We start from the raw sequence: 25,738 nt of genomic DNA on the forward strand, positions 1-25,738 counted from the left end.
AACACCTCTTTCGTATGACTACGTATAACAAGACAGGCAAAAAAAAGAGCCCGAAGGCTCTACTTAATCAAACATGTCCCACAACTTGCAGCTATATTTTTTTCTGATACAAACGGCGCCTGCTTTGCGACTTCGACAAGACGCTTAATATCATCACTCGGGCCCCAGCGTTTAACTACGCCCACAAACTCCTCAACATCGTGGCCCGCCAAGTAATGCTTTGGTAAGCCAGTGTGATCGCTATAGATAATCTCTCCGTCTCCATCACGCTCAACACCGATGTGATAAAGCTCATGTTCAATCAGAGCACAAAACTCTCGATCACTCGCTTGCTCGCAAAAGCCAGCATCAATGGTAATGAGATAAACAGGCACAAAGCCAAACCAATCACGCATCTGTTGTTCTTGTCGGGCCTTTTTCCACCCACTTTGGTTGAACATCACCTTTTCACACTGGCCCAACACCATGCGCTTAGCCCGTGTAAATGCAGATGATGCCCAAGCAAAGGCTAGAAACGTTTCATCATCGTGAAGTAGCTCAGCGATATGATCATGATCCGGGTTATGCAATTCACCGCCCAATGTCAAAAAGTTTGCAATTACCCATTCTTTTAATTCTGGCGCCGCAATGATGCGAATCGCTTCCTCTTCTTCCGCTTGGTCGATAAAGTCAGTCTGGGGGAATGGTCTGATCTGGTCCATCTTCTAGTCTCGCTAATTCATCTTTAATCCAGTCGATCGCAAAGCCAGACTCAATTTGACAAGGCTCAAAGCGGACAAACCTGAATCCAACATCTATAGCTGAGTCGTGCTTCCACAAAGAATTAGCCACCTTCTTACCACCGCGACCTACAGCCCACGAGCTCCCAGCTATCTCAATCAGCAGATTCAACCGCACAATATAAAAGTCAAAACGCCAATTTTTTGTAGATTCGAACTTAAACTTACGGCGATATCCAATCAGATTTTCTTCTAATTCTTGAAATAAAGCTTCTTCTGCTTCGAGATAATTCTGTTTAGCCTTAGGTAAAGGTTTTGTTCTTGGCTTCGGTTTTAACGGCGCTTTTTTGGTTTTGGATTTATAAGTATCTATTTCCATATGTTCGGCCCATTAAAAAAACCCTCTTACGAGAGTTTTTTTATTTTTAGGAATTTCAATCATTTGTTAAAAGCCTTATTTAACTCTCTGATTGTATTTTGATTGATATTGAGTCCACATGGTATGACCAAATTTTTGTTGAACTCGCGACTAAAAATCAATTTTTTTTCGTTGTCCGACCAAATACAAGTAAGGTTATCATCCTTAATCGACTCAACTTGCATCCGTATGCTACTGGATTTAAGACGGACAATTTGACCTAATTTAAACTCAATCATAAAAACACCTTTTTAGTTTCCGGTAAAGAGCACTATAGCACTAAAAAGATTCAAAAAACAAAAATTTATTATTAATTATCAATATCTTATAACACTGTTATAAAATTTAATCACTAATTTTTTATGATTCCCAGCTTCTAAAAATAGAAAAAACCCCGCCAATAATCGATATTTAGCGGGGCTTTATGGGCCGTAATACGTCCGGCTAATTTTTAACTGACATTTTGAATATCAACAACTATATGACCTTTTCCGATTTGACTCTTTAAATTCGCATTTCTTAAATCTTCGTGAAATTCAAAGGGAACATTACCGCCGCCTTCCAAATAAACCCATTTAGTTTTAATGACTCTTGTTATATAACCATCAATGCTTGGAGTATCCTCAGAATCATCTATTTCTTGAACTTTGATTTCTTCACCACTCTCAATGCTTTTTAAAGTAATAGTCCTCATTTCTATCCCCTTATTATTGGAGATATTTTTATACCACAGAAACGCAAAAAGCCCATCGATTTGATGAGCTTTTCAGAGTGGCGATTAAGTACAAGTTCGCCAAGTTATCACAAATATGCCATACCCCGTGCGCACACTCAAGCAGTTTTTTCAAAAGTTTCAAAGGTGAAATAAGAATGACGGCTTTTGATGTATGCCAATCCACACTTTAAATCTTGTCGGATCTGGTTCACTGACGTATCGCTACTTTTTGCGATATCACGCAATGAATTACCCATAACATGATGTGACCAAATCGATGATATCCAATCTTGTAAAATTTCATCCTCAACAAGTTGAATATCCATAATTAGACGTTGAATAGCCCGCGCTTCGTTATCATTCAACTCACAGCATGTACCTTTACGCTGTACACACAAACGATCTTTTAACTTCTCATCTGCCATGTACATTGCAAGCAGTCTTTCACGCTGCTTCTGCGTAATACGTTTTGTCGGCATAGTCTTAACAACCATTACCATCGTTTCATTATCGCCATTGATCCAAGCCCCGAGCTGACGACACCACCCCTCAAAACTGAATTTTGACCAATCCGTTGTTTGCATTATTGTCACTGCTACATTCATCACAAGCCACCTCTCACCAAATTTTCAATCTGCCTAATCGCCAAACCGCTTTTCACTTGTTCCGTACTGAACCGTAAAACCTTAAAACCCATCACCGCCGCCGCGTTGTACTTTTCCATGTCTGCTATGAAGCCTTTACCCCTTGTATGCCGTCCACCACTCCAAATCCCGCCTTCCACCTCCACTAAAATTTTTGTTCCTGTTATCAAAAAATCAGCCCGCCAATTACGCTCTGCATGAAACTTGTATTCCTGTTCAAACCCAATTTTCTGTGCTATTAAATCTCTGGCCATTGTTACTTCACCTTCGCTCTGTACTCTTTGACCTTTAACTGAACGGCGCTTTTTACCCTTCTTAATTGGAAATTTAGAGCGGTACTCAGCGAGGCTGATTGAAGTCACGTAATCTCACCTCACGCTGAAGGCTATGTAACTCATGAGAAAGCTCATGATTGCGTTGCTCTAAACGTGTGTAATTTCGCTGCATATATAAGATCTTTTCTGGATCCTGAATGCGGGCCAATGCCAGTGTTAAAAGATTCATTTCGTTTTGAATGTTTCTTTCTTCAAATGCCATTGTTCTAAAGTTTTCTTCAACCACCTTGTGGTCAAAATGGCTTTTGTTTTTCTTGGACCACTGGCAGTAATATTTGATTTTTGGCGCAGACAACACACCAGCAACTACTTTGCAATTGCCTCTGTCATTGACGTAAATTAACCCCCATTTCTCTGGAAGTTCCTCAGGTTTAATTAATCCGGTCGGACATATGTAATAGCGATACTTACCCATACCAATTTCAGGATTGATACGATGTGGTTTTGAACGATCAGCAAGAAAATCGGATCGGCTTGTTTTAGCTTCAAGTAAAAAGGTTCCAACACCTGCAGCGTGCATCCCATGACGCACACCGAACACATCAGGATTTTCGCCATAGCAAGTTGGTTCAATTACAGTGAAGTGACAACCATGTCCATTAGCTGATTCAGGACGCTTTAGAAATCGAGATCCTATTTCACAAAGTTGGCGATGTGTTAGCTTACTCATACACCACCTAACCGTTGATCAGCCCAATTACAATTCACGATCGTCAAACCATCGTGTTGAAAACGTGACCACAAGCGATCGCCCAAGTTTTCTTTGAGCTGCTCTATCGTCCAGTTTGAAATCAACATGGTCGATTTTTTGGCGTCGTAACGTGCATATAAAACCTTGTGCACCAGCTCGAGTTTTTTCTCATGCTGATCATGCAAACCGTATTCATCGAGTATCAATAAATCGTATTCAGTGAATCGGTAGATTGCTACCGCTTCTGAGTCATCCGCTTTTGTCCACGCATTCGCTATCAGATTCGCCATATCAGCCGAAGTGATGTATCTGACGTACTTGCCTGCGTTTAAAACATTTCGGGCCACAGCGCACGCTAGATGCGTTTTACCAGTACCCGTGCGTCCGGTCATGATTAGATTTCTTGTCTTACCCGCATTCTGATCTCTTGTGAACTGAGCGCATTCAGCTTTGGCAATCTGTTGTTCCTGGTGCGTGACATCGTAATTGTTAAAACCACTTTGAGCATGGCGCTCAGGAATCATCGATCCAGCAAAGTGTTTTTCACGAACCATCTGGTTCACAGCTTTTTCGTGTTCAATCTGTGATCTTTCGAGAAGTTCTTTTGCACACGATGGGCAAGTTGTACGTCCGAACATGAGGACTTTCAGCTCGTTGTGTACAGCGCAAATTTCATCTGCATGCTGAACTTCAAATTGAAATTGTTTGTGCATCGCGTTCATACAAGGCCCTCAGTGTTTACGTTGTCCACCGCAGGTGCGTAATCAGGAATGTCACCATGCGCATCATTGACGTTGCGGCTGACAGTCGAATTAGACTTGCTTTGATTTTTTGGTTGACCAGATGATTTAGCTTTCTTGAACTCTTGAATCAACCACTGTGCAAACTTGCGTGTGCGTTGGTTTTCAGTGAGATCAGTTTTGTCTTCACGGTAAGCATTGAAATTACCGAGATGAAATTCGTAATCAGGCATATCGAGAACTTTCTGAGCTTGTATGCCTACGCTTTCACGAATTACATTGATCAAAATATTTGAATCCGGTTTCCAAGACTCGTTTTGATTTTCGTCCGCGCTTAGTGTGTGTGTATTATTAATATGGTTATCGGTTAACGGTTTACGGTTAAGGTTTTTTTGGGTTTCACTTTGAGAACCCAAAATAACCGACTGGGTTTCTTTTGGGTTTTCATTAATAATCATTTCGCTTGTATTAGGGTTATCTTCTGGTTTTTTCTTAGGTGGACGGCCACCTTTTTTACCATTTTCACGATTTTTGTTAGCGTTCAATTGATATTCAGCAATTTCAGCATCACAACGTTTGTTGTGAAAACCATCTTCCTGTTCAACAAAAAAATCCTGAAGCACATTTATCACTGCTTCTCTTTCTTCTTGGGTTATTGCACGTAACCGACGAAAAACCGACTGGGTTTCTTTGGGTAATGGTTTTTCATTTAAGTAATACAGGTCTATTGCACGGCGATAAAAGCACTCCTCAAGCGGTGTAAGGTGTGCAGTGTCAACCATGAAATCACCAATGTGATGGAGGTACTTATACATGGATTCCTCCGAATAAATCTTGTGACTGGGCTTTAGGACTTACCCATAGGCATTCCTTACGTGTTACACCACCTAAACGGCCTGAAGCCTGAACTGATTTAGTGAATTTGGTCCACGTCGAAAGCTTCTGGTTATACAAGTCATGGTCGTATCCAGTAATAATCACTGAGCCTTGCACATTGATAAGTTGATCAAGTAGCTGCTCATGATCTGCATCGGTCATTTCATGCCGATACGCGACCACATTTGCAGTTCGGGTACTTCTCACATAAGGCGGATCTACAAAAAATAATGTATCCTCTGCGTCATATAAGCTGATAACTTTTGATGCTTCCTGATTCTCAATCACACACTGTTTGAATCGCTCTGCACATTTGGCAATTCGTTGCGGATATTGATCCCACAAGTTAATTTCGTAGTTTTTCTGACGTCCACCAGCAAGTCTAAATCCTGTATGGCCTTTGGTTGCACCCGCAGAACCAAAACCCATTTGTGCTCTAACAATCATTCTTCTCGCTTTCTCAACCGCACAATCTGTTTCTTCATATGCTTCGTGAAATTCTTCGCGCGAGAATGGCGTCAAGTGAACTGATTGTTTGAGCTGCTCGCATTGCTTTGGATCTCGAAGTACGCGAAACAGATTTACAACTTCGCTATCGATGTCGTTATAAACTTCAATGTTACTTTGAGGTTTGCAAAGTAAAACTGAACCACCGCCACCGAATGGTTCAACATATGTTTTATGCGCTGGAAATTTTGAAATAATCCAATCGGCAATGCGAAACTTGCCACCATGGTAGCGAATTAATGGATGATTCATGCTCGTCATTTATCACCCGCCTTAGCTTTCACATAGCCACTGAAGCCTTCAACTTTTCCAGCACGAATCAGACTGTTAATGATCTCCATCCCCATGTATTGGGTAACGCGAAAATAACGCGCGTAGATTTCAGCAATTTCGTATTTACTCGCTGCAGCGTTATTCACATCGTAGTTTTTCGAACGTAAGTTTTGACGCTTACGCTCGATGACTTCATTGAATACAACCATTGCTGGCTCGTGATATGACTGAATTTCTTGCAACTGCTTGTAGGCTTGGTTGTTATTTGGTAAATTTGTCATGTTCTTGATCTCTCAGATTAATGAATACAAACCGCTTCTGGTCGCACAGATAGCGGTTTTTTAATATCCAAATTCTTCCAATCGAGGCGCTATTGCCGTGTGTTGAAAGTCGTTAATTTCTGATGCTCTATTCATCGATAGACGTGCTAAAAAGAAAATTGAATCGATTAATTGCTTGTCATAGCATTGATATTGCTCGGGTATTACTTTCAAACCAAGCTTGTCCAATAAAACACAAACTGTCTCAAGATCGGTTAAGCCATTGTTTTTTCTTTCATTTTTGAACTTTGATAACCAAGGACCATCTTGTCCAAGTTCTTCTGCAAGTGTGCTGTTAACTACGACGCCAAGTCTTTGCAAAACGAGAGAGTGTATGTTTCTAGCTCTTGCACTGGAATCAATTGATAATTTGCTCATAAAGGTTCCTATGCCGCGTGTCGGCCTTTCTTTCTGGAAGGGAATAGTTCTTTATATTTGAACTTACCGTTGGTTTTCTCTTGGACGATTAGCGCTACTTCTGATGACATGCGCGCTTTACCATTAACCCAAGCCCAAACTGAAGGTTGCTCAATATCAAGAGCCTGTGCTGTCAAAGTTTGAGAACCAAAGTGTTCTACAACTTTTTTGTACAATTCGATTAATTCAATATTCATCTATTGAACTCCTATATTTTATAGTTAATTTATAGTTTTAACTATTTAAAGTCAACAGTTTTAACTATTTGAATAGCTATAGTCATAACTATAAAATATAGATGGGTTATTAAGGCAAATCATATGAATACTTTGGCTGAGCGTTTAAGAGAAGCACGTTTAAAGGCAAACAAAAATCAAGAGGAAGTTGCCCAAGCAGCAGGAATTAAGCAGCCTACATATCAAGCACTTGAATCGGGTAAAACAAAGAAGTCAGCTTTTTTGCCAGAGATTGCTAAATTTTTAGACGTAGATCTAGATTGGCTAAAAGATGGTAAACAATCCGATGTTCAGAAAAGTAAAATATATAAGCTTGAGAGTAACGTAAGTTTTGTTGATACACCTTTGCGTGCAATTCCTTTGCTGGATTATGTGCAAGCTGGATTGTTTCATGAAGTTGGTTATGATGGACTCAATCCTCTTGGAACAAGCTGGACAACTTACGAAGGGGCACGTCCTGAATGTGTTTTTTCCTTGAAAGTAGAAGGCTTAAGCATGGCTCCTGAGTTTGTACCTGGTGATGAAATAGTTGTTGATGGTTCTTTGGAGGCCAAACCAGGTTCATTGGTAATTGCACAAGAGATTCAACATGGTTTAGCTAGAACGACTTTTAAAAAATATAGAGTGATTGGCATAAATGAATTTGGTGTTGATGTTATTGAACTCGTACCTTTAAATCCTGATTTTCCTACCCTTAATTCCACTCAAATTGAAATATCTATAATTGGTGTTGTAGTGGCCCATAATCGTTTGTTCAAATATTAATTTATAAGGAAAGAACATGATCGCAACATTGAACAAAACTAAAACTGCTTTATCTATCAATAAACAAGAATTTAAAGCAGCATTAACAAAAATTGGTGCTGCGATCGATAAACAAATAGCAGCACTTAAAAAGGGTAAGCAAAGTTATGATGCATCCGAAATGGCGCGCGAGATCATAGCTGAAGCGAATATCTTTGAAGCAATAATTGAAGGTGTCAATGAAGCAGAAAACACAAATTTAAAGCTCACCGACATAACAAACCTAGAGACAGCTCAAGAATGGATTGATGATTTTTTAGAGACCTATTCAAATAAGTAATTGTTATTAAAATTTTAATTATATAAAAAATACCAAATCCGGCATTCTGTCGGATTTTTTTCGCTAGAAACAAAATGTATTTATAAAAATAACTATATTTTATAGTTGATACTATTGACTGTATTTATAGTTTTAACTATATTGATTTCATCAAGACAACAAAAAGCCCCGCCGACTCTCACATCAAACAGGGCTTTTTATACGATGGAGTTCATTATGGAACAAAACACAATAAATCACAACAGACCGAGCATACAGCTTCGCTTAAAGCATGTTGCTGTGGGTTCTGCCCTATTGTTCGGCTTGTCTGGCGCATATGCCATTGTCACCGAAAAAAAAGAGCCTCGCGCTACTTTCCCTATTACCCAGCCTTCTAATTACGGCATTGCTGCAATCACGCTTGATAGCAAACACTCAGGTAAAGCAGTCATTAAGCTTGATGGTTTCTTTGTTTACACAAGCTTCGACTTTGCAACTCACAACGATGATCTAGGTGTGCCATGTTCATCACGCGAAGTGGTTGAAATCACAAATCTTGCGATTGATCGTATCACCTCGCTCTCTGGCCACGAATACAACGACTTCACTGTCAGTGAAGATCATCGAAATATCAACACTCTCATTGAAACCCACATTGAGAAAAATCACTTAGGGGGTGTGTGATGGTCTCTTCTATCCAATCACCAGAAGTAATCAACTTCGGGAAATTTAAGGGCACGCCACTCAATGAGCTGAAACCAAGTTATGTGCACTGGCTGTTAAAACTCGAAAATCTTAATTCTGATTTACGCGAAAAACTTGAAGCAATTGATGCAGAGCGTGAACGTAAATTTCAAAGACGTAAAGCTGCTGCAATCATGTTTAGCAAACCTTGCTTTCAACGTGACCGTTATTCCGCTAATCAACGCATTGCATATAACAATGCTAAATATAATAAGGGGTTATAAAAATGGCTATTCAAGTATTTACTCCTGAAAAAACATTACTCGTTGAAAGCGTGATTTGTTATCTATATACCGATCCCGGTCTAGGTAAAAGCGCGATTGCACATACAGCAAACAAGCCTGTAATTTTTGATTTTGATAAAGGTCAACATCGTGTAGCTGCGGAATTGCGACGCGGAACAATCATCCGTATGGATAGCTGGTTTGATCTTGAGAACTTAAAAGATGACTTTTATTCAGAGTTCAACACAATAGTCGCTGACACCGTAGGCGCTATGCTGGATTCAATCAAGGATCAGCTTTCCAAAAATAGTGACAATCTACAGCGTGATAAAACCCTAACTTTAAAAGCACAGGGCCTAGCTGGTACCAAATTTATGAACATGGTTCGAAAATGGCAATCGCTGGGTAAAGACGTTGTTTTTATCGCACATGCTGTTGAAGAAGAAGCCGGCAAGGAAAAATTAAAAGTTTATCGCCCGGATCTTGCGGGCAAGAACAGAAACTTACTTTATCGTATGGCTGATGTGATGGGATATCTCCACTCCACAACAGACCAAAATGGAGATTCAATACGTACGATTTTGTTTAATCCATCACCAACACACCATGGTAAGAACTCGGGTCGTCTAGGCTTTATCCAGAAAATTGAAGGCAGTGAAGATATTTGCACGGGACAGGTACCTGTTCCTGAACTTTTACGCTCACCCACTTTTTTAGCTGATTTACTAAAGCAGGCTAAAGACCACATCAACACATTGACACCTGTTCAAGCTGCTGAAATCAAAGCACAAGCAGAATTGAACAATTTTAAGCAATCTTGTTTAGAAGCCAATCACGCTGGTGATTTAAACCAACTCACCGAATCATTAGATAAAGAGCACGCCTACTATCAAAGCATGCGCCAAGCGTTAAAAGCGCAAGCTGAATCTATGAAGTGTACTTTCGACAAAGAGCGTAACAAATGGATAAACCCTCCTGAATTCAAAGGAATCTCTGACGCTCAGCGCGACCAGCTCCAAGAATTCATTGCTGAGCGTGGACTCGATACTCGTACTGTGTGTGAGCACTTAGGAATCGATTCACTCATGCAGATTGAAGTTTCGCAGTTAAACGCTGTGCAAAAAGAGATAAAGCAAATCCAACAACGGGGAGTTAGTTCTTGAAGTTCAGATACTCGTCGCAGTCCAGAACACTCATTGTGTTCGGCAGAAAAATGGATCACATCTTTGAAAATGTGAATGCATCAGAAATCGAATCATTGATTTGTGATGCAAAGTTTAAAGAAGCGCGTTGGAGAAAATGAGCAACTATTTGCGCATAAATTTAAATAAATCATGTTTATGCGCAAAATTATTCTCAAAAGGTGAAGTTATGAAAAGCAAAATGTCTAAAGAAGATTTTCTATCAATTCTTAGCGGTTTATTTGATGCACATACAGGAAATAGCCATTTTGACGAAGAGGCTTGGCTAGAAGATTGGGAAAAAGGCAAAGACCCAGTGGCAGCTTTCTACGATGAATATCCAGAATATGATGATTTGTGAGGCAATGCGATGATATTCCCAAAACAACTAAACGACATGAAACCCCGGGAGCGCTGGGATTGGTATGAACGTCAAAAGCAAATCTTGCGTGATGCAGCCAAGAATGGTGTGAAGGTTGAATTAACTGCTGAACTATCAGAATGCTTCATGTTCATGAATGATCTAACTGAGCTCAAGCACTGCCAAATGATAGCAATGCATAACAATGCCATGACAGCGATTGGCTCGGCATTGATTGAGCAAGATGATGAAATGCGTAATGAATGGTTATTGAATACTTTTGAACAGGCAGATGATCCAACATATCAAATGTATAAAGATGCTCAAGCATTCTTTGATCGCAAAAGCCTACCTTTTCCCGAATCTATATCAGAGCATCGGCAGAACATTGAAAAGCAAAAATCGATTTTTGATGAAGATAAAGCCAAATTTGAAATTTGGTACCAAGAAAATATTGTGCCGATTTTGAAGTAATAAAAGGAGATTAAAATGTCTTGGTATTCTTTAAGACAGTTAGCTAAAGAGCTTGGTATGGCTCCAAATACATTTAAAAAATACTATTTGGAGAAATACCCACCAGATCGAGAGTCCAAAACCTATAAAGGATGGACTTCACAATCAGTTGAAAAAATCAAAGTAGAAATTCAAGGCGCTAATTAGGCGCCTTTATTCGAAGTATTCAAAATTTTCATAATTTATAATATCTTTTGTATGTATTGCAGCCCCATAAGCTCCTCTAAATAAATGACAAGCATTAAAATTATGAGCATTGCAGTATCGATATAATTTTGGCAAGTGGTCAAATTTTAAATTTATTTTAAGTAATCTATGATGGAAATTAAAGATTTCTAATAATTTGCTTAAAGAATGTGGTTCAAAACTAACACCCCCATCACTAATCATTGATACCAAAATAGCCATATTAGTTTCTATATAGGTTAAAACACCTTGTTGATGAGAAATATGCTGATTAATACCTTTTGGTAAATCAAGAACTTTAAGATTATCACCTAATTCATCTGGAAACTTCTCGTAATTTAAAACCCAAATACTTATTTTTTTGTTTAAATCATATTTTTTGCTCAAAGCACTAGAATTTGCAAAGTAACATGCCACAAATGGATTTTTTGACCAATCCAGTAATCTAGTTTCTACGCCATAATGCTGTGCAAATGCAGCAAGCTCAAAAAAATCATCGCTGAACCAATCAGTTGCACTATGACTACTGTAATCTCTACCGAAATATTGGTTAATCTTTAAAAACTGCTTTTGTCTGAGTTCATTACCATCTGAAGGAAGTTGAACTCCAGCAAGATCACATGAATCTTGAAATTTCTTAAGTAATTTGTATTCTCTATCATGCTCTGAGAATAAGTTATCAAATTTATAGGTATTATTATTTTCACCTCTAAACAATGTAGGTTTTAAATCCCATATACTGTCTCCATGTCCCCTAAAAATAATATTTTTATCTGATATTAATTTTTCCTTTACTTGAACATTCTTTAGAATATCAAATTCCGAATTATACTCTTGATCCTCATTTTCTAATCTTAATCTTGTCATTAAGAAATCAATAATCTGAGTATCAGGTCTTAACAAATTAATGAATTCATCAAAACAATCTACGTCTAATTCGTAATATCCCTCTTTTATTTTCGATTTTTTATAAAATTTATTATGCATTTTGATTAAGCCATCCTTCCACTTCATTCGCATACCAAGTCATAAGTTCAACTCGTTCATCCCAATACTCGGCACGATTATAAATTTTACTTGTTTTATCCGCTTTAGTTGATTTATTAACATGAGCAATTTGATAATCGATGACTTCACCACGGAACAATTTACTTTCATTTGCATGTGTAGAAAAAAGTGATCGGAAGCCATGTGTCACCATGGTATCTTCATATCCCATGCGCTTGATCATGGTTAAAACAGCCTCAGAGGTCATATGCTCGTATGGCTTACCACGCTTTTTAAAGATATACCCTTCATCTGTTTTTACACTTTCTAGCTCTTTGAACAACGAATAGATTTGCGGTACTAATGGCACCATTAATTCCTTTCTTCTTTTCATACGATCTGCAGGAATAATCCAGACCTTGTTTTCAAAATCAATCTCACCAGAATCCCATCGGGCTTTTAATAGTTCTGTTATACGTGTACCCGTATAACAAACAAGAAGCATGGCTATCTTAACTATCGAGCTTGATTGACTTGCATGCATACGTTTAAAAAACTCAGGCATTTCGCTCGCAGGTAAACATGGATGACTATCAGACTCATAATCTGGAATAACGTCCTCGACCAGTGTGCACGGATTGCGATCCGTATAATCTGAAGCTATTGCGAAATCGAAAACCTGTTTACCAAGTCTTAATGCCCGGTTTGCTGTTTCTAATGTGCCCTTTGCAACGATCTCTTTAATTTTTTTGGATATATGTTTTCTTTCAACTTCATCAATTGGAAGATCTTTAATATCCTCCGTAAGATAGTTAAGCCGGTATTCAACGGTGTAGTAATATTTCGCACTGGTCCACTGAGACTTCATGATTGCCAACCACTCTTTTACAACCTCATGGACTGGTGGTGAGTTTGCAACTTTGCCTTGAATATCTTGTTTTAATTGCCTTGCCTGCATCCTGGCTTCTTTACATCCCATTTCGGGATATTCACCGAGCATTTTTTGATTTTGTTTTCCATTCTTACGGTACGACAAAACCCACTTCTTTTTTCCATTCGGAAATACAGAAACGTTAAGGCCCTCACCGTCAGCCACTGAGTAGCGCAATTCTTTGGGTTTTAGAGATTTTACCTGAGCATCCGAAAGCATGTGTTATACCGTATAACATTTGTATAACAGCTTATCGTGATAAAGTTTGATTATCAATGATCAAGGTGAATTAAGAATGACTAAGCAAAAGGCATTAAAAAAGCCCTAAACCGTTAAGATTTAAGGCTTTTTGATCAAATCTAATCGTATGTGATTAACTTTGATCTAAGTATTTGGTGGAGATGGCGGGAGTTGAACCCGCGTCCGCCAGCACTACACTCGAGAATACTACATGCTTAGATATCGTCTATTGATTTAACACCAAGCGACCCGACGAACAGGGTACAAGGCGCGATCCTCTAAGTTTGGTATAAAGCCCCGAGGCTTGACTCTATACGGACTTGTGTGCGTGCGCTTCGGTCGGGTTCCTAAACCACAAGTATTCTAGGAAGCGGACAAGCTGCCCTTAGGCAGCTAGAGCGTAAGTTTCGTCGTTTGCGACTATAAAAATGCAAATTTTATTTACGAGAGAAAATGCGCTCTCGGCATGCATCTATGAGCTTCATCACCAGCGTCGAAGCCAATAACATCCCCAGATGAGTTTTACACTATAGCACAACCCTGAAAAATTGCTATGCAATTTATAACCAACTAAACAGCAGTCATGTATTTAACCTGATAATTGAGCTACTATTTTATTTTTCAAGACCATCACTATAAAAATATGAGCTACTTGCTTGCACTCGACCAAGGAACCACCTCTAGCCGCGCCATTATTTTTGACGAAAAAGGTCATATCCATGCCACTGCTCAGCGCGAAACCCGTATTAAAACACCGCATTCTGGCTGGGTGGAGCAAGATGCCAATGAGATCTGGTCTAGTCAGATTGCTGTCATCCAACAAGCGTTGGCTTCCGCTCATCTTCTGGCCAAAGATATTAAAGCTTTAGGGCTAACCAATCAGCGCGAAACTACTGTGGTTTGGGATAGACGCACAGGCAAAGCGTTGGCGCCAGCGATTGTCTGGCAAGATCGGCGTGCTGCATCGTGGTGCAATCATTTAATCGAACAGCAAATGCTGGATACCGTACAGCAAAAAACTGGGCTACGCATCGATCCGTATTTTAGTGCAGGCAAACTGGTGTGGTTACTCGAACATATTGACGGACTTCGTGCTCTGGCCGAACAAGGCCATGTGGCGTTTGGCACTATCGACAGTTGGCTGGTATGGAATCTAACCCAAGGTGCCGAGCATATTATTGAAGCCAGTAATGCCTCTCGTACCATGCTCATGAATCTTTCAACACAAACATGGGATGAACAACTTCTGGCTCAGTTTAATATCCCCCATCCAATGTTGCCCAAGATTATTTCGTCAGATGCCTACGTTGCAGACACGGCACCCGGCTTACTCGGCAGTACCATTCCCATTACCGGTATTTTAGGTGACCAGCAAGCTGCGTTGTTTGGTCAGTCGTGCTTCGATGCAGGGGCAGCCAAAAACACCTATGGCACTGGTTGTTTTATGCTGTTCAATACAGGTGACCAGCTCAAATTAAGCCAAAACCAGCTCCTGACTACCTTGGCGTGGCAATGCCAAAATCAAACCCGCTATGCGCTTGAGGGCAGCGTATTTATGGCCGGAGCGATTGTGCAGTGGCTGCGGGATGGACTTGGAATTATTCAAAACAGTGCACAGGTCGAACAATTGGCGCAGCAAGTCAAAAGTAGTGACGGCGTGATTTTGGTGCCTGCATTTACCGGACTTGGCGCCCCTCACTGGGACAGCGAAGCCCGAGCACTACTATGTGGAATGTCACGCGGAACCACAAAAGCGCATATTGCACGCGCTGCACTTGAAGCGATTGCCTTTCAGGTTTCGGATGTGCTGTGTGCCATGCAATCTGATTTGTCTCAACCGCTTAAAGAATTACGCGTTGATGGTGGCGCTAGTCAGAACGATATGCTGATGCAGTTTCAGGCCGATATTTTAAATGTACCCGTACTTCGGCCCAAAATGCTTGAATCGACTGCATGGGGCGCTGCTGCCATGGCGGGTTTGAAAGCGGGTGTGTTTTCAAATCTGGATGAAATCTCTGCCTCTTGGCAGCTTGATCGTACCTTTGAGCCTGCCATGCAGCAAGATCAACGTGAATCACGATTGTTTGAGTGGAATCAGGCACTGAAACGCGCAAAATCTGAGTTAATTTAATTCAAAAAGCTGCAACGAATTGCAGCTTTTTTTACAGTTAAAAAAGGCTTTTGATTACAACGCACCATTGCCCAAAACGATACCTTCACGGCGCGGATCTACACCCCCAACGTACTTCGCTTTTTGGTTTTGCATAGCAATACGCATAATGGTAGCAACACCACTACTTTGCGCAGCGGAATTGATTTTATGGCCTTTGGCTTCCAGTCCTGCCACAAGCGCTTTTAAATCTAGCGATGTATTAGAGCTGTCGACATTGGTGGTAGCACTATTGGTTGCGCCAAAATTTACCAGTGAGGTCGCTTGCTGTGCATCGAGTTTCCAATCTAGCGCACCCACCAAGGTTTTCACCACATATTGAATAATCGTTCCACCGCCCGGTGAACCGGTAGCCATATAAAAGTCGCCCGGCGCAGTTCCCTTAAATACCAATGTTGGAGCCATGGTACTTCTTGGGCGCTTGTTTGGCTGAACACGATTAGCCACCAAATTGCCAGAACTGTCCATCGGTTGTGCGCTAAAATCGGTTAACTGGTTGGTGAGCAAAAATCCATCGACCATATGGAACGAACCCATGCTCGATTCAACTGTAGAGGTCATGGAAACCACGTTTCCATAGGCATCTACAATGGTAAATTGGGTGGTGCCATGCTCCACTGTTTTATCAATTGCGGCACTACTATTAAAATCACCGGCAGTAGCAACGCCCATCGATTTTTCAGTGTTAATCAATCCAGCGCGTTTTTTCAGGTAAGCTTTATCAATCATGCTGCTAATACCTTGTGCTGGTAAAGCCACAAAATCGGTATCTGCTACATACTTATCCCGATCGGCATACGCCAGACGCTCAGCCTCAGACACTAAATGTACGCCCATGACACTTGGTACACCGCCTTCGTTTTCAGGCTGTGTTGGCGCATATGATGCAAGATCAAAATTCTCTAAAATTCCCAGCGTCTGAGCCACTGCAATCCCTCCTGACGATGGCGGTGGCATGGTACATACATGATACTGGCTACGATACGTAAAACAGATCGCATCACGCTTTTTAGCCTGATAGTTCGACAAATCATTGAGTGTCATCAAGCTTGGCGTAATCGGAGTTTTGGCTGCATCATCGCCTACGCTTTGCTGGGCTTTATTTACAATTGCCTGTGCAATCGGGCCTGAGTACATCGCCTGTGCACCATTGGCCGCAATCGTACGGATGGTTCTGGCATAGTCCTGATTGGTCATGGTTTCACCCACAGCGTAGGCCGTTCCATCTGGGTGAAAATAGGTTTTGACTGCATTGGCATCGAGAGCTAACGATGCTGCATTGCTTTGAATGGCTGCCGCTAGACGTCCCGGTACTTTAAAGCCACCTTCAGCCAGTTGTACCGAATTGTCAAATAACTGATTCCATTTAAGTTTGCCATGCTCATTGTGTGCCATTTCCAGCATGCGCATCACGCCAGGCACCCCAATTGAACGTCCACTGCGTCTTGCGCTAGGTACAGGGGCTGATGAGCTGGCATCGTCAATATTTTGTCGAACCAGATAATATTCATTGGCAGCCGCAGGTGCCGTTTCACGACCATCGTATGCCGTCACTTTTTGAGTTTTTGCATCGTAATACATCATAAATGCACTACCAGCAATGGTACTTGATTGCGGCTCGACCAAGCCCAGTACTGCCTGTACAGCAATCGCAGCATCCACTGCACTCCCACCGGCTTTTAAAACATCACAGCCAGCCTTGGTCGCAAGTGGTGTATTGGCAACCACCATATATTGATCTGAGGTTTTGGCCTTAAGCCCCAAACGGTAAGCCGATGCTGGCTCAGGCGCTGATGGATCGCCTGCCTGCCCGCTCCCCACGACTACCGTTGAGCCATTACTTGCGAGCTGATTACAGCTATTGGGATTATTGTCGGTGATGGTGTAGTTTTGAGTTTGTTCTTGATCATTAGAATCGTTACAACCATGTAGTAATCCTAAACTTAAAAACCCGCCAAGAATCAGGGTGTATTTTTTTTGCATTGAATCTCCATGCTTTACTTGTTATCGAACGTCCTGTGTCAGCAATTATGAAGCCAATATGGAGAAAAAATACAATGTATTTTGATCAATCGATCAATTTTCTAGCATATTATTTTATACTATTGAATTTTATTATTTTTTACTTAAACAATAAAAACGTGGCTCAATACGACCACGTTTGATCAAAACAAAAATGACTTAATGCGGCGGTGGACCTTCCATCATATGCTTTGGTTTAGGGCTTAACCAGATAATCAGACCAGCCACCAAAAACACCAATGAAAACACCAAGAAAACATGATCGGTGGCCAATGTAATCGATTCTTTATCAACCAAATTGGAAATAGTGCCCAGCGCTGTTTCGGTGCTAAATCCATTTTGCGTTAAGGTATTTTGTACCTCTTGCGGCTGTAGTTTTGACACCAACTCACTGCGCGACACAATGGCGTGGTCATCCCATAAGGTAACTGCAATCGATGCACCAATTGCACCGGCCATAGTTCTCAAAAAGTTCATGAGTCCCGCAGCCGAGGCGATTTCATGTGGCTCGACGGCTGCTAGCGCCAGATTCGAGAGCGGTACAAAGAAAAAAGGCACCGCAAAACCTTGCAGGATTTGAGGCCATGCCAAAGCCATAAAGTCGGCGTCGGATGTCCAGAAAGCACGCATCAAGGTCACAACACCCAGCAAGATCAAGCCAAAACAGGCCAATGCGCGCGGATCATGCTTGCTGGCCAGCTTGGCCACAATTGGCGACATCGTAATACTACCAATCCCCATAGTAGCAGTCAGATAGCCTGCCCATGTGGCGGTGTACCCCAAATCCATTTGCAACCACTGAGGAATGAGTACGATACTGCCAAAAAATGCACCAAATCCAAAGGCCAGCGCCAGTACAGAAACGGTAAAACCTCGGTGCCTAAATACTCTCAAATTCACAACAGGCTGTTGATCGGTCATTTCCCAGATCAAAAACAAAATAAAGCCGAGTACCGCAATTACTCCAAAACTTACAATGAGACTGCTACTAAACCAGTCGTGCTCATGTCCCAAATCGAGCATTAACTGTAACGCGCCAATCCAGAGCACCAGTAAAAACAATCCGATTCGGTCAATTCGCAATTGCATAGTGTCTGTTTCAGCAACACGTAACAGCCGTAAAGTTGCCATCACACAAATAATTCCGACCGGAATATTAATGAAGAAAATCCAGTGCCATGACAGATTGTCGCTGATCACCCCACCCAAAATCGGACCTAAAATCGGACCCAATACCGTGGTCATGGCCCATAAGCCCATGGCCTGCGCGTGTTGTTCTTTCGGGAAAATTCGCATCAGTAAGGCTTGACTCAGCGGCATGAGTGGGCCGCCCGACAAACCTTGCCCGATTCGGCACAGCACCAGTAATTCAAGACTGGTCGACAGGCCACATAAAAAAGAAAACAAGGTAAAACCGATTAATCCCGCGACAAACACACGCACAGTGCCAAAACGGCTAGCCAGCCAGCCAGTCAGTGGAACACAGATCGCTTCGGCCACCGAATAGGATGTGACTACCCACGTGCCTTGTGAGGCAGAAACTGCCAGATTACCCGTAATGTGTGGCACCGAAACGTTGGCAATCGTGGTATCGAGCACCACCATAAAGTTTGACAGTGCAATCACGAAGGCGGCCAGAAAAAGTCGTGCGCCGCTGAGTTCAGCAAATGGAGTTTTTATCTGGGTTGTCATGAGAACTTACTTCTTAGACAAATCAATCGTGGCTTCCATCGACAAGCCCACACGCAAAGGATGCTGTTTGAGTTCGTTCGGATCAAGTGCAATACGAACCGGCAAACGCTGTACCACTTTAATCCAGTTACCCGTGGCATTTTGTGCAGGAATGAGTGCAAATGCCGAACCCGTACCGCCTGAAAAACCAATGACTTTTCCGTGATATACCACGTCATCGCCATATAGATCGGAGGTCAGCGTAGCTGCTTGGCCTACACGTACTTTAGTAAGCTGGCTTTCTTTGAAGTTGGCATCGACATAAAGCTGCGAAACTGGCACAACTTTCATCAGCACAGTACCCGGTGCAACACGCTGCCCCACCTGAATGCTTCGACCTGCAATCACACCATCGACTGTGGCACGGATCACGGTACGATCTAGATCTAGCTGTGCTTTTTGAACCTGTGTTTGCGCACTCAGTACATCCGGTGCAGAAGCTTCAGAAGTGCCTTTAATCAATGCCTGTGTGGCATCGAATGTGCTCTGTGCTGCATTACGATTCGATTGCGATTGCGACAGTGCGGCTTTGGCCACATCAAGAGCCGCTTTGGCTGTGCGCGATGCAGTTTGGGCAGTGCTTAATTCTTCTTTAGAAATGGCACCCGATTCGCTCAATACCTGACGACGCTTAAGTTCTTCCAAGGCGTTATTGTAATCGGCCTGTGCTTTTAACACTTGCGCCTGTGCGCTGGCAATGCCGTCATCACTCACCTGAACCTGTGCATTGAGAGATTGTCCATTGGCAGCAGTTTGACGATAGGTACGCTGTGCTTTGGCCAGCATTGCTTTGGCCTCTGCCAATGCAATTTCGGCATCTCGCGGATCAATTTTGACCAGAATATCGCCTTTATGCACTTGCTGGGTATCATTGACCAAAATTTCAGACACCTGCCCTGTCACCATGGAAGTAATTTGTGCAGTGTCAGCGCCCACATAGGCATTATCGGTATTCACAGTGTGATTGAAAAACACATACCAGATGCCAAACACAATCGCGGCAACAATGACCACCAAAGCAAAAATACTTAATAATTTCTTTCGTTTCGCCTTTAAAGCATCCCCATTTTGATCGGATGCAGAAGCCTGTGGAGAATCAGTCATTGGGTATTCCTAAATCAGCTCAAGTAAAAATTGCCACGATGTTCTTAAGATAATTTTAAGTCTAGGAAGAGAACCTGAACTGAACCTTAAAAGAAACGCAAGATGACAATTGATATTTTCAAAATTTTGCAATTCTACTTATTTTTTTCATATGCTGAGAATAAAAAAATAACTTGAGCGTTCAAAACCGCATGTATTGAGAATACAGACCCTTAGTCTTTTTGAATAAATTTCGAATAAATCTGATACCTGATGTACTGCTTTTAACCCACAAACGCTCGACCACGCAGCAAAGCACTTCAAAATTGTGGCCCAGATTTGTGGATTTTGGGTGACTATTTAAAAGGCATATGAGGCAATCGCAGTAGCGATCGGGGTTTGCTCGTGGTTAAACATGGTCATGCGCATGGTGCAGCCTTTGCGACCAAATCTTAAGGTTTCCGCCCGCGCAATAAAAAATTTACCCCGCCCCGGCGCCAAGTAATCGACACGCATATCGACAGTGGCTAAACGTGATACTTTTTTGATGGCCTCTGGCATATCCGCAGCTTCAGTACGTTTATAAACTTCTGCCATCGCGACAATTCCACCAATGCTATCGAGTAACGTTGCGGCAACCCCTCCATGCAAAATCTGAAAGGCAACATTGCCAATCAGGCTGGGCTTCATTTCAAAATAACCTTCAATTTGCCCATCGACCACCCGCATGGTCATGGCATTGTGAGAGAAGAAAGGCGAATGATTAAACGCATGACATAACTGGTTTAAAATTACATTTAGGTCAATTTCTTCACCTAAATGAATATGCCCCGTCCATAGTTTTGTTGATTCACTCATAAAACACTCAATATCGATAAATCTGCGTTAACACTAATTCAGTTTGTACAAATGCCTGCTGATGGGTCTACAATATCCCACAAGTTTAATACTGAACCTTGAGATTGTTATGACTTATACGTTCAATCGTCCCGCTTTTCCAGCAACTCGCATGCGTCGTATCCGTAAAAATGATCAACTGCGCGCCATGGTCAGTGAAACGCATCTGACACCTCATCATCTCATTTATCCAGTATTTGTATTGCCTGGCCAAAATCAGCGCCAAGAAATTCCAAGTATGCCCAATATTCATCGTTTGTCGGCAGATCTGTTGCTAAAAAAAGCTGAACAGCTGCTCGAACTTGGGGTATCTAAGCTGGCTCTTTTTCCGGTCACCCCGCAAGAAGACAAAAGCCTGAGTGCTGAAGCTGCTTGGCGTGACGACGGTCTGGTACAAGAAACCTGTCGTTTACTCAAAAAAGAACTACCTGAAATGGTGCTCATCACCGACGGCGCGCTCGACCCATATACCACACATGGTCAAGATGGCATTATCGATGACACCGGCTATGTACTCAACGATGAAACCGTAGAATGTCTGGTCAAGCAAGCGTTAAGCCACGCCGCTGCGGGTGCCGACGTAATTGCACCAAGCGATATGATGGACGGACGTATCGGGGCAATTCGACAGGCACTTGAGCAAAATAACTTTATCTATACCAATATCATGGCGTATTCAGCCAAATATGCCTCAAGTTTTTATGGGCCGTTTCGTGATGCGGTCGGTTCGGCCAGTAACTTAAAAGGCGGTAATAAATACAATTACCAGATGGATGTAGGGAATCGTGCCGAAGCTTTACATGAAATTGCACTGGATTTGCAAGAAGGCGCCGACATGGTGATTGTTAAGCCCGGCATGCCTTATTTAGATATTGTACGTGAAGTCAAAGATACCTTTGGCGTGCCTACTTTTATTTATCAGGTCAGTGGTGAGTACGCCATGCTGGCAGGTGCGATTCAAAATGGCTGGTTATCCGAAAGCGTGATTCTTGAATCACTCATGAGCTGTCGTCGCGCAGGTGCAGATGGAATCTGGACTTACTTTGCAGATGTTGCAGCCCAAAAACTTAAAGAGATGAACTAAACTCACGTGTGAATGAATCGAACATGAGCATGCATATTGCCATTATTGGTGCTGGAATCAGTGGCCTATTAACCGCTTTGGAACTGGTCGAGCACGGCTGTCAGGTCTCGATTTTTGATCAGCAGCGCGCCGGTCAGGCTGCCTCATGGGCAGGTGGTGGAATATTGTCACCGATGTATCCGTGGCGCTATCCACATGCGGTCAATACCCTTGCTCAGCATGGCAAAGACTTGTACCAAACATGGAATGAAAAGCTACTGCCTCAAACCGGTATTGATTTTGAAATCCACAATACTGGCATGCTTATTTTCGATGAATCCGATTTTGAAATCGGGCTCGATTATGCCGAGCATTTTCATCAGCCTACGCAACGCGCTGACTATGTCGAGCGTGATGCACTTGAACAGATTAATCCATGGATAGCCAATAAATATCAGCACGCGATTTATTTTTCAGCGCTGTCTAATATTCGTAATCCACGTCTGTTGCAATCGATTGTGCAGTATTTAAAACAGCATCCACGCGTTGCGTTTTTTGATGATCAACCCATTGAAAAATTTATATTTGACCAAGACAGCATACAGGCCATGAAGAGTGCTACAGGGCAAGTTTTTCACGCCGACCAGTTTGTGCTGGCAACGGGTGCATGGAGTCAACTCTGGAGCGATCAACTGGGCGTTCGTCTGCCGGTACGCCCTGTACAAGGCCAAATGCTGTTATTTAAAACGCCTGCGCACTGGTTACCTACCATGTGTATGAATCAGGTGATGTATTTGATTCCAAGACAAGATGGTCATGTGGTATGCGGTTCGAGCATGGCAGACTGTGGCTACAGCACCGACACCGACACATCCACACAGCAACGTATTTTAGAGGCCTGTTTAGACATGGTGCCTGAACTGGCACAGTTTCCAGTCATTAAAAGATGGGCGGGCTTGCGCCCTAGCTCGCCGACCGGGGTGCCTTATATCGGCATGCTGCCAAATATCGAAAATCTCTGGCTCAACACCGGACATTTTCGAAATGGACTGTGCATGGGGCCAGCCTCTGCACGTTTGTTACGCCAGCTTATGCTTGATCAACCCACTTTCACCGATCCAAAGCCATACGCGCCCGAGCGACTATTTCAGGGCAGCGAAATAGAGCTGAGCGTTTAAGGGAAAATATCTTGCAGGGCCTGCGCTAAAGCTGGAAATTTAAACTGATATCCAGCTTCCAATAATGCTTTGGGTGCAACAAACTGGCCATTTAAAATAAGTTGTGATTGTTCACCCAGTAAAGTTTTAAACAAACACGCCGGTGCAGGGAGAAACGGACGGCGTTTTACTTGCTGAGCGGCGGTTTTTACAAAGGCTTTTTGCGTGGTGTGATCGGGCGCAACGGCATTAAACACAATTTGCTCACTCTGCACATGCAGTAAAAATTCGATAATCGCCAGCACGTCTTCAATATGTACCCAGACTACAGGTTGGCGCCCAGAACCAATCACACCCACTGTATTGAGCTTAATTGGCAGCATCATCTGTGGCAAAATTCCCCCATTTTTGGCAAATACCACGCCCAAGCGCATGATTTTGGTATCAAACTGCGTATACGACAGCGCAGTTTTTTCCCATTGCTGGCAGAGTTCAGACATGAAAATTGACTGCGGTGGTGATTGTTCGTCGCATACCTGTTGCCAAGTTTCACTTTCATCAATGCCGTAATAACCAATGGCAGATGCCGATACAATCCGCTTTGGTTGTTGCTGATGCTGTAGCAGCCATTCAAAGACACGTTGTGTGGTCTTGATCCGACTGTCGATCAGGGCTTGCTTACGTGCTTTGGTCCAGCGCCGCTGTCCAATATTTTCACCGGCCAGATTCACCACATAATCGAGAGGCTGATCGATCTGGTTTAAATCGTCAATCCATTGTAAATTTTCATGTTGAAAGGATTGCGCCAAATGTCGCGTCAGGGCATAAATGCGATAATTCAAATGCAGCAAATAAGGCAATAAATGGCTACCGATAAAGCCTGAGGCGCCTGTAATTAAAAGTGTTGGAAGTTTTTGGTTCATAGTCTGTCACGTTGCTTATTGCTCTTCTTAAGCTTGAGTGTAACGCACTCGATTGATCCACTAAAACCCTGTTACTGAAACATTTTGTCGGCCATACGTTGCGCCTGCTTACCATAAAACCAGTACGTAATCAGATACAGTGGAATCGCCAAAACCAGTACCATAATCGCAATCAGGCTCACAAATTGAGGTTGTTGCAAATACAGTAAAAAGTTTTGAATAATTTCTGGGTCATTTCGTGAAAACAAATACAAACCCAGCAATACGCCAGCGCAGTTATAGCCCCAGAAAATTAAGGTGAAACCCAAAGTCAGTTTTTTTCGTTCTTGCTGCGTTGGGGCGCGTTTTTCACGTTTTAAAAACTGATAGAGCACTGCAATCATAGCCACCAAATACGGTACGGCTGTTACTATTCCACCCACACCTATTGGCAATATTGCAGCCACTACGCCTGCAATGAGGGTAGTCAGTAAACAGATCAGAAAAAACCAGATAAAATAACGGCGTAAAGCAGTCATGCACACCACAACATCAACAATAAAAATTTATTTTATGTTTTTTTCAATTTTTTTTCATGTTCTTGTCAACCATTTTGGTCGGTCATTCGTTATTAAGGGTATAAGGTCTGCAGCAACCGATTTTAATTGCACGGCATCCGCAATAAATCGGAGACCTTTCACTATGACATCCACTTTAGATATGTTTTGTTAGCAGCCAAACGTGATTTAAAGTTTTTGACCGACGATTTCTCATCACTCGAATCGTCGGTCTTTATTTTTTAGTGATCTGTTTTTTCTTTAGATATAAATCTCAGATTCATACATTTTCATTAACTCTCCTTCGTCAGTTTTCACCATTATTAAAAATTGCCATCCACACTTTTCATAAAAATTAGTCATATCTGTAATTAAATATAATTTTTCAAACCCTCGTGTAGCACAATCTACTTTGACAAAATTTAAAAGCTGTTTTGCCAGATGTTGATTCCTGTATTTTTCTTCCACAAATAATGCACACAGATTAGGTGTTAAATCAGTCCGCTCATGGAAATCATTTTCAATAATGCCAGCCCCAGCCACAATATTTCGATTTTTATCAATCATCACATACCATTCAGGCACAGCATTTAGATGATCAATGGCAACCTGCATGCTCTCTAAATAGGCTTGATAAGGAATATCCCAATTCTTTGAAAACCACTTTGCTGCTTGTTCTTTAAGTTCAGGATGTGTTGAAATTTTAATGGTCTGCATTGAAACTATGATCCTCTAATATTGTGATTCATACTGTTATCATGATTTTGATGAGACTAAAAAGCTATGATAAAAACTGAAACCTGCACTATTAATGCAAAATAAATAATATTTACAA

32 protein-coding genes and 1 other RNA gene are annotated in these 25,738 nt (G+C 41.9%); 11 read left to right on the forward strand and 22 right to left on the reverse strand.

Translation table 11 applies throughout. From position 1 onward, the window contains the following. Positions 1-59: 59 nt before the first annotated feature. The 12 genes from Aso01_RS14340 to Aso01_RS14395 form a co-directional block, all read right to left on the reverse strand. Positions 60-701, reverse strand: coding sequence for a putative metallopeptidase (locus Aso01_RS14340; RefSeq protein ID WP_004935600.1), 642 nt, complete (start codon positions 699-701; stop codon positions 60-62). Further along, positions 670-1,098: a hypothetical protein gene (locus Aso01_RS14345; protein ID WP_004935596.1), complete on the reverse strand. Its 429-nt coding sequence runs from the start codon at positions 1,096-1,098 to the stop codon at positions 670-672. Before Aso01_RS14345 ends, Aso01_RS14340 begins: the two co-directional genes overlap by 32 nt. A gap of 490 nt (positions 1,099-1,588) precedes the next feature. Continuing rightward, positions 1,589-1,831: a hypothetical protein gene (locus Aso01_RS14350; protein WP_004935587.1), complete on the reverse strand. Its 243-nt coding sequence runs from the start codon at positions 1,829-1,831 to the stop codon at positions 1,589-1,591. Positions 1,832-1,968: 137 nt separating this feature from the next. Continuing rightward, entirely contained in the window at positions 1,969-2,457 is a 489-nt protein-coding gene (locus tag Aso01_RS14355; RefSeq protein WP_004935584.1) for a hypothetical protein, read from the reverse strand. Then, entirely contained in the window at positions 2,457-2,858 is a 402-nt protein-coding gene (locus Aso01_RS14360; RefSeq protein ID WP_004935581.1) for a DUF559 domain-containing protein, read from the reverse strand. Before Aso01_RS14360 ends, Aso01_RS14355 begins: the two co-directional genes overlap by 1 nt. Next, positions 2,836-3,501, reverse strand: coding sequence for a hypothetical protein (locus Aso01_RS14365; protein WP_004935577.1), 666 nt, complete (start codon positions 3,499-3,501; stop codon positions 2,836-2,838). Before Aso01_RS14365 ends, Aso01_RS14360 begins: the two co-directional genes overlap by 23 nt. Then, positions 3,498-4,244 carry an ATP-binding protein gene (locus Aso01_RS14370; protein ID WP_004935574.1) on the reverse strand — a complete coding sequence of 249 codons (747 nt, stop codon included), beginning with the start codon at positions 4,242-4,244 and terminating at the stop codon, positions 3,498-3,500. The genes Aso01_RS14365 and Aso01_RS14370 overlap by 4 nt, the downstream gene beginning before the upstream one ends. Continuing rightward, positions 4,241-5,077: a YdaU family protein gene (locus tag Aso01_RS14375; protein WP_004935572.1), complete on the reverse strand. Its 837-nt coding sequence runs from the start codon at positions 5,075-5,077 to the stop codon at positions 4,241-4,243. Before Aso01_RS14375 ends, Aso01_RS14370 begins: the two co-directional genes overlap by 4 nt. Continuing rightward, positions 5,070-5,906: a DNA adenine methylase gene (locus Aso01_RS14380; RefSeq protein WP_004935567.1), complete on the reverse strand. Its 837-nt coding sequence runs from the start codon at positions 5,904-5,906 to the stop codon at positions 5,070-5,072. The genes Aso01_RS14375 and Aso01_RS14380 overlap by 8 nt, the downstream gene beginning before the upstream one ends. Further along, positions 5,903-6,199, reverse strand: a complete 297-nt coding sequence (locus Aso01_RS14385; protein WP_004935564.1) for a hypothetical protein — start codon at positions 6,197-6,199, stop codon at positions 5,903-5,905. Before Aso01_RS14385 ends, Aso01_RS14380 begins: the two co-directional genes overlap by 4 nt. 60 nt (positions 6,200-6,259) lie before the next feature. Next, positions 6,260-6,616 carry a hypothetical protein gene (locus Aso01_RS14390; protein ID WP_004935562.1) on the reverse strand — a complete coding sequence of 119 codons (357 nt, stop codon included), beginning with the start codon at positions 6,614-6,616 and terminating at the stop codon, positions 6,260-6,262. An 8-nt stretch (positions 6,617-6,624) separates the two neighbouring features. Next, the gene (locus Aso01_RS14395) at positions 6,625-6,852 is read right to left on the reverse strand and encodes a YdaS family helix-turn-helix protein (RefSeq protein WP_004935559.1); all 228 of its coding nucleotides are present in this window, start codon (positions 6,850-6,852) and stop codon (positions 6,625-6,627) included. Between the two features lie 123 nt (positions 6,853-6,975). On the opposite strand from Aso01_RS14395, the gene Aso01_RS14400 reads away from it, so the two are divergent. The 8 genes from Aso01_RS14400 (at position 6,976) to Aso01_RS15895 (ending at position 11,124) form a co-directional block, all read left to right on the forward strand. Next, positions 6,976-7,656, forward strand: coding sequence for a LexA family protein (locus Aso01_RS14400; RefSeq protein ID WP_004935558.1), 681 nt, complete (start codon positions 6,976-6,978; stop codon positions 7,654-7,656). A gap of 16 nt (positions 7,657-7,672) precedes the next feature. Continuing rightward, a complete protein-coding gene (locus tag Aso01_RS14405) occupies positions 7,673-7,975 on the forward strand; it encodes a hypothetical protein (protein WP_004935556.1) in 303 nt (100 codons plus the stop codon). Positions 7,976-8,191: 216 nt separating this feature from the next. After that, positions 8,192-8,638 (forward strand): hypothetical protein, encoded by a 447-nt coding sequence (locus tag Aso01_RS14410; RefSeq protein ID WP_004935551.1) that lies wholly within the window; start codon positions 8,192-8,194, stop codon positions 8,636-8,638. Then, entirely contained in the window at positions 8,638-8,922 is a 285-nt protein-coding gene (locus Aso01_RS14415) for a hypothetical protein (RefSeq protein WP_004935549.1), read from the forward strand. The genes Aso01_RS14410 and Aso01_RS14415 overlap by 1 nt, the downstream gene beginning before the upstream one ends. A gap of 2 nt (positions 8,923-8,924) precedes the next feature. Beyond that, a complete protein-coding gene (locus Aso01_RS14420; RefSeq protein WP_004935547.1) occupies positions 8,925-10,085 on the forward strand; it encodes an ATP-binding protein in 1,161 nt (386 codons plus the stop codon). A 136-nt stretch (positions 10,086-10,221) separates the two neighbouring features. Next, complete coding sequence (locus tag Aso01_RS14425) at positions 10,222-10,464, forward strand: hypothetical protein (RefSeq protein WP_042065560.1); 243 nt, start codon at positions 10,222-10,224, stop codon at positions 10,462-10,464. A 36-nt stretch (positions 10,465-10,500) separates the two neighbouring features. Then, on the forward strand, positions 10,501-10,938 hold the full coding sequence (locus Aso01_RS14430; protein ID WP_228127973.1) for a hypothetical protein: 438 nt from the start codon (positions 10,501-10,503) through the stop codon (positions 10,936-10,938). A 15-nt stretch (positions 10,939-10,953) separates the two neighbouring features. Then, positions 10,954-11,124: a hypothetical protein gene (locus Aso01_RS15895; protein ID WP_004935533.1), complete on the forward strand. Its 171-nt coding sequence runs from the start codon at positions 10,954-10,956 to the stop codon at positions 11,122-11,124. Positions 11,125-11,130: 6 nt separating this feature from the next. On the opposite strand, the gene Aso01_RS14435 is transcribed toward Aso01_RS15895, so the two are convergent. The 3 genes from Aso01_RS14435 to ssrA form a co-directional block, all read right to left on the reverse strand. Then, positions 11,131-12,177, reverse strand: a complete 1,047-nt coding sequence (locus Aso01_RS14435) for an FRG domain-containing protein (protein WP_228127972.1) — start codon at positions 12,175-12,177, stop codon at positions 11,131-11,133. Next, positions 12,143-13,300, reverse strand: coding sequence for a tyrosine-type recombinase/integrase (locus Aso01_RS14440; RefSeq protein ID WP_004935527.1), 1,158 nt, complete (start codon positions 13,298-13,300; stop codon positions 12,143-12,145). Before Aso01_RS14440 ends, Aso01_RS14435 begins: the two co-directional genes overlap by 35 nt. 174 nt (positions 13,301-13,474) lie before the next feature. Then, positions 13,475-13,834: a transfer-messenger RNA gene (ssrA, locus tag Aso01_RS14445) on the reverse strand. A gap of 130 nt (positions 13,835-13,964) precedes the next feature. Here ssrA and glpK point away from each other — a divergent pair. Further along, positions 13,965-15,452, forward strand: a complete 1,488-nt coding sequence (gene glpK / locus Aso01_RS14450; RefSeq protein ID WP_004935523.1) for a glycerol kinase GlpK — start codon at positions 13,965-13,967, stop codon at positions 15,450-15,452. A gap of 54 nt (positions 15,453-15,506) precedes the next feature. Here the strand turns inward: glpK and Aso01_RS14455 are convergent, their stop codons facing one another. From Aso01_RS14455 to Aso01_RS14470, 4 genes are all read right to left on the reverse strand, one after another. Then, entirely contained in the window at positions 15,507-17,474 is a 1,968-nt protein-coding gene (locus tag Aso01_RS14455; protein WP_004935522.1) for a gamma-glutamyltransferase family protein, read from the reverse strand. 198 nt (positions 17,475-17,672) lie between these two features. Then, on the reverse strand, positions 17,673-19,205 hold the full coding sequence (locus tag Aso01_RS14460) for a DHA2 family efflux MFS transporter permease subunit (protein ID WP_004935520.1): 1,533 nt from the start codon (positions 19,203-19,205) through the stop codon (positions 17,673-17,675). 6 nt (positions 19,206-19,211) lie between these two features. Continuing rightward, positions 19,212-20,348, reverse strand: a complete 1,137-nt coding sequence (locus Aso01_RS14465) for an HlyD family secretion protein (RefSeq protein ID WP_004935518.1) — start codon at positions 20,346-20,348, stop codon at positions 19,212-19,214. 339 nt (positions 20,349-20,687) lie between these two features. Beyond that, a complete protein-coding gene (locus Aso01_RS14470; RefSeq protein WP_004935516.1) occupies positions 20,688-21,185 on the reverse strand; it encodes a thioesterase family protein in 498 nt (165 codons plus the stop codon). A gap of 109 nt (positions 21,186-21,294) precedes the next feature. Between Aso01_RS14470 and hemB the strand changes: the two genes are divergently transcribed. Both hemB and Aso01_RS14480 read left to right on the forward strand, forming a co-directional pair. Beyond that, entirely contained in the window at positions 21,295-22,308 is a 1,014-nt protein-coding gene (gene hemB / locus Aso01_RS14475) for a porphobilinogen synthase (RefSeq protein ID WP_004935513.1), read from the forward strand. Positions 22,309-22,337: 29 nt separating this feature from the next. Continuing rightward, positions 22,338-23,465 (forward strand): NAD(P)/FAD-dependent oxidoreductase, encoded by a 1,128-nt coding sequence (locus Aso01_RS14480; protein WP_039910017.1) that lies wholly within the window; start codon positions 22,338-22,340, stop codon positions 23,463-23,465. Here Aso01_RS14480 and Aso01_RS14485 read toward each other — a convergent pair. The 3 genes from Aso01_RS14485 to Aso01_RS14495 form a co-directional block, all read right to left on the reverse strand. Continuing rightward, complete coding sequence (locus Aso01_RS14485) at positions 23,462-24,367, reverse strand: TIGR01777 family oxidoreductase (protein ID WP_004935506.1); 906 nt, start codon at positions 24,365-24,367, stop codon at positions 23,462-23,464. The two genes, Aso01_RS14480 and Aso01_RS14485, sit on opposite strands and share 4 nt — an antisense overlap. 71 nt (positions 24,368-24,438) lie before the next feature. Beyond that, entirely contained in the window at positions 24,439-24,885 is a 447-nt protein-coding gene (locus Aso01_RS14490; RefSeq protein ID WP_004935503.1) for an ABZJ_00895 family protein, read from the reverse strand. Between the two features lie 279 nt (positions 24,886-25,164). Continuing rightward, positions 25,165-25,620, reverse strand: coding sequence for a GNAT family N-acetyltransferase (locus Aso01_RS14495; RefSeq protein WP_004935501.1), 456 nt, complete (start codon positions 25,618-25,620; stop codon positions 25,165-25,167). Positions 25,621-25,738 lie beyond the last annotated feature (118 nt).

It is taken from the genome of Acinetobacter soli (assembly GCF_000760595.1).
In the GTDB taxonomy this organism is placed as follows: Bacteria; Pseudomonadota; Gammaproteobacteria; order Pseudomonadales; family Moraxellaceae; genus Acinetobacter; species Acinetobacter soli.

Bases quoted from the DNA above. Each gene is read 5' to 3' on its own strand.
- Aso01_RS14340 (WP_004935600.1), bottom strand. From the start codon at position 701: ATGGACCAGATCAGACCATTCCCCCAGACTGACTTTATCGACCAAGCG.
- Aso01_RS14345 (WP_004935596.1), bottom strand. From the start codon at position 1,098: ATGGAAATAGATACTTATAAATCCAAAACCAAAAAAGCGCCGTTAAAA.
- Aso01_RS14350 (WP_004935587.1), bottom strand. From the start codon at position 1,831: ATGAGGACTATTACTTTAAAAAGCATTGAGAGTGGTGAAGAAATCAAA.
- Aso01_RS14355 (WP_004935584.1), bottom strand. From the start codon at position 2,457: ATGAATGTAGCAGTGACAATAATGCAAACAACGGATTGGTCAAAATTC.
- Aso01_RS14365 (WP_004935577.1), bottom strand. From the start codon at position 3,501: ATGAGTAAGCTAACACATCGCCAACTTTGTGAAATAGGATCTCGATTT.
- Aso01_RS14370 (WP_004935574.1), bottom strand. From the start codon at position 4,244: ATGAACGCGATGCACAAACAATTTCAATTTGAAGTTCAGCATGCAGAT.
- Aso01_RS14375 (WP_004935572.1), bottom strand. From the start codon at position 5,077: ATGTATAAGTACCTCCATCACATTGGTGATTTCATGGTTGACACTGCA.
- Aso01_RS14380 (WP_004935567.1), bottom strand. From the start codon at position 5,906: ATGACGAGCATGAATCATCCATTAATTCGCTACCATGGTGGCAAGTTT.
- Aso01_RS14385 (WP_004935564.1), bottom strand. From the start codon at position 6,199: ATGACAAATTTACCAAATAACAACCAAGCCTACAAGCAGTTGCAAGAA.
- Aso01_RS14390 (WP_004935562.1), bottom strand. From the start codon at position 6,616: ATGAGCAAATTATCAATTGATTCCAGTGCAAGAGCTAGAAACATACAC.
- Aso01_RS14395 (WP_004935559.1), bottom strand. From the start codon at position 6,852: ATGAATATTGAATTAATCGAATTGTACAAAAAAGTTGTAGAACACTTT.
- Aso01_RS14400 (WP_004935558.1), top strand. From the start codon at position 6,976: ATGAATACTTTGGCTGAGCGTTTAAGAGAAGCACGTTTAAAGGCAAAC.
- Aso01_RS14405 (WP_004935556.1), top strand. From the start codon at position 7,673: ATGATCGCAACATTGAACAAAACTAAAACTGCTTTATCTATCAATAAA.
- Aso01_RS14410 (WP_004935551.1), top strand. From the start codon at position 8,192: ATGGAACAAAACACAATAAATCACAACAGACCGAGCATACAGCTTCGC.
- Aso01_RS14415 (WP_004935549.1), top strand. From the start codon at position 8,638: ATGGTCTCTTCTATCCAATCACCAGAAGTAATCAACTTCGGGAAATTT.
- Aso01_RS14420 (WP_004935547.1), top strand. From the start codon at position 8,925: ATGGCTATTCAAGTATTTACTCCTGAAAAAACATTACTCGTTGAAAGC.
- Aso01_RS14425 (WP_042065560.1), top strand. From the start codon at position 10,222: ATGAGCAACTATTTGCGCATAAATTTAAATAAATCATGTTTATGCGCA.
- Aso01_RS14430 (WP_228127973.1), top strand. From the start codon at position 10,501: ATGAAACCCCGGGAGCGCTGGGATTGGTATGAACGTCAAAAGCAAATC.
- Aso01_RS15895 (WP_004935533.1), top strand. From the start codon at position 10,954: ATGTCTTGGTATTCTTTAAGACAGTTAGCTAAAGAGCTTGGTATGGCT.
- Aso01_RS14435 (WP_228127972.1), bottom strand. From the start codon at position 12,177: ATGAAGTGGAAGGATGGCTTAATCAAAATGCATAATAAATTTTATAAA.
- Aso01_RS14440 (WP_004935527.1), bottom strand. From the start codon at position 13,300: ATGCTTTCGGATGCTCAGGTAAAATCTCTAAAACCCAAAGAATTGCGC.
- glpK (WP_004935523.1), top strand. From the start codon at position 13,965: ATGAGCTACTTGCTTGCACTCGACCAAGGAACCACCTCTAGCCGCGCC.
- Aso01_RS14455 (WP_004935522.1), bottom strand. From the start codon at position 17,474: ATGCAAAAAAAATACACCCTGATTCTTGGCGGGTTTTTAAGTTTAGGA.
- Aso01_RS14460 (WP_004935520.1), bottom strand. From the start codon at position 19,205: ATGACAACCCAGATAAAAACTCCATTTGCTGAACTCAGCGGCGCACGA.
- Aso01_RS14465 (WP_004935518.1), bottom strand. From the start codon at position 20,348: ATGACTGATTCTCCACAGGCTTCTGCATCCGATCAAAATGGGGATGCT.
- Aso01_RS14470 (WP_004935516.1), bottom strand. From the start codon at position 21,185: ATGAGTGAATCAACAAAACTATGGACGGGGCATATTCATTTAGGTGAA.
- hemB (WP_004935513.1), top strand. From the start codon at position 21,295: ATGACTTATACGTTCAATCGTCCCGCTTTTCCAGCAACTCGCATGCGT.
- Aso01_RS14480 (WP_039910017.1), top strand. From the start codon at position 22,338: ATGCATATTGCCATTATTGGTGCTGGAATCAGTGGCCTATTAACCGCT.
- Aso01_RS14485 (WP_004935506.1), bottom strand. From the start codon at position 24,367: ATGAACCAAAAACTTCCAACACTTTTAATTACAGGCGCCTCAGGCTTT.
- Aso01_RS14490 (WP_004935503.1), bottom strand. From the start codon at position 24,885: ATGACTGCTTTACGCCGTTATTTTATCTGGTTTTTTCTGATCTGTTTA.
- Aso01_RS14495 (WP_004935501.1), bottom strand. From the start codon at position 25,620: ATGCAGACCATTAAAATTTCAACACATCCTGAACTTAAAGAACAAGCA.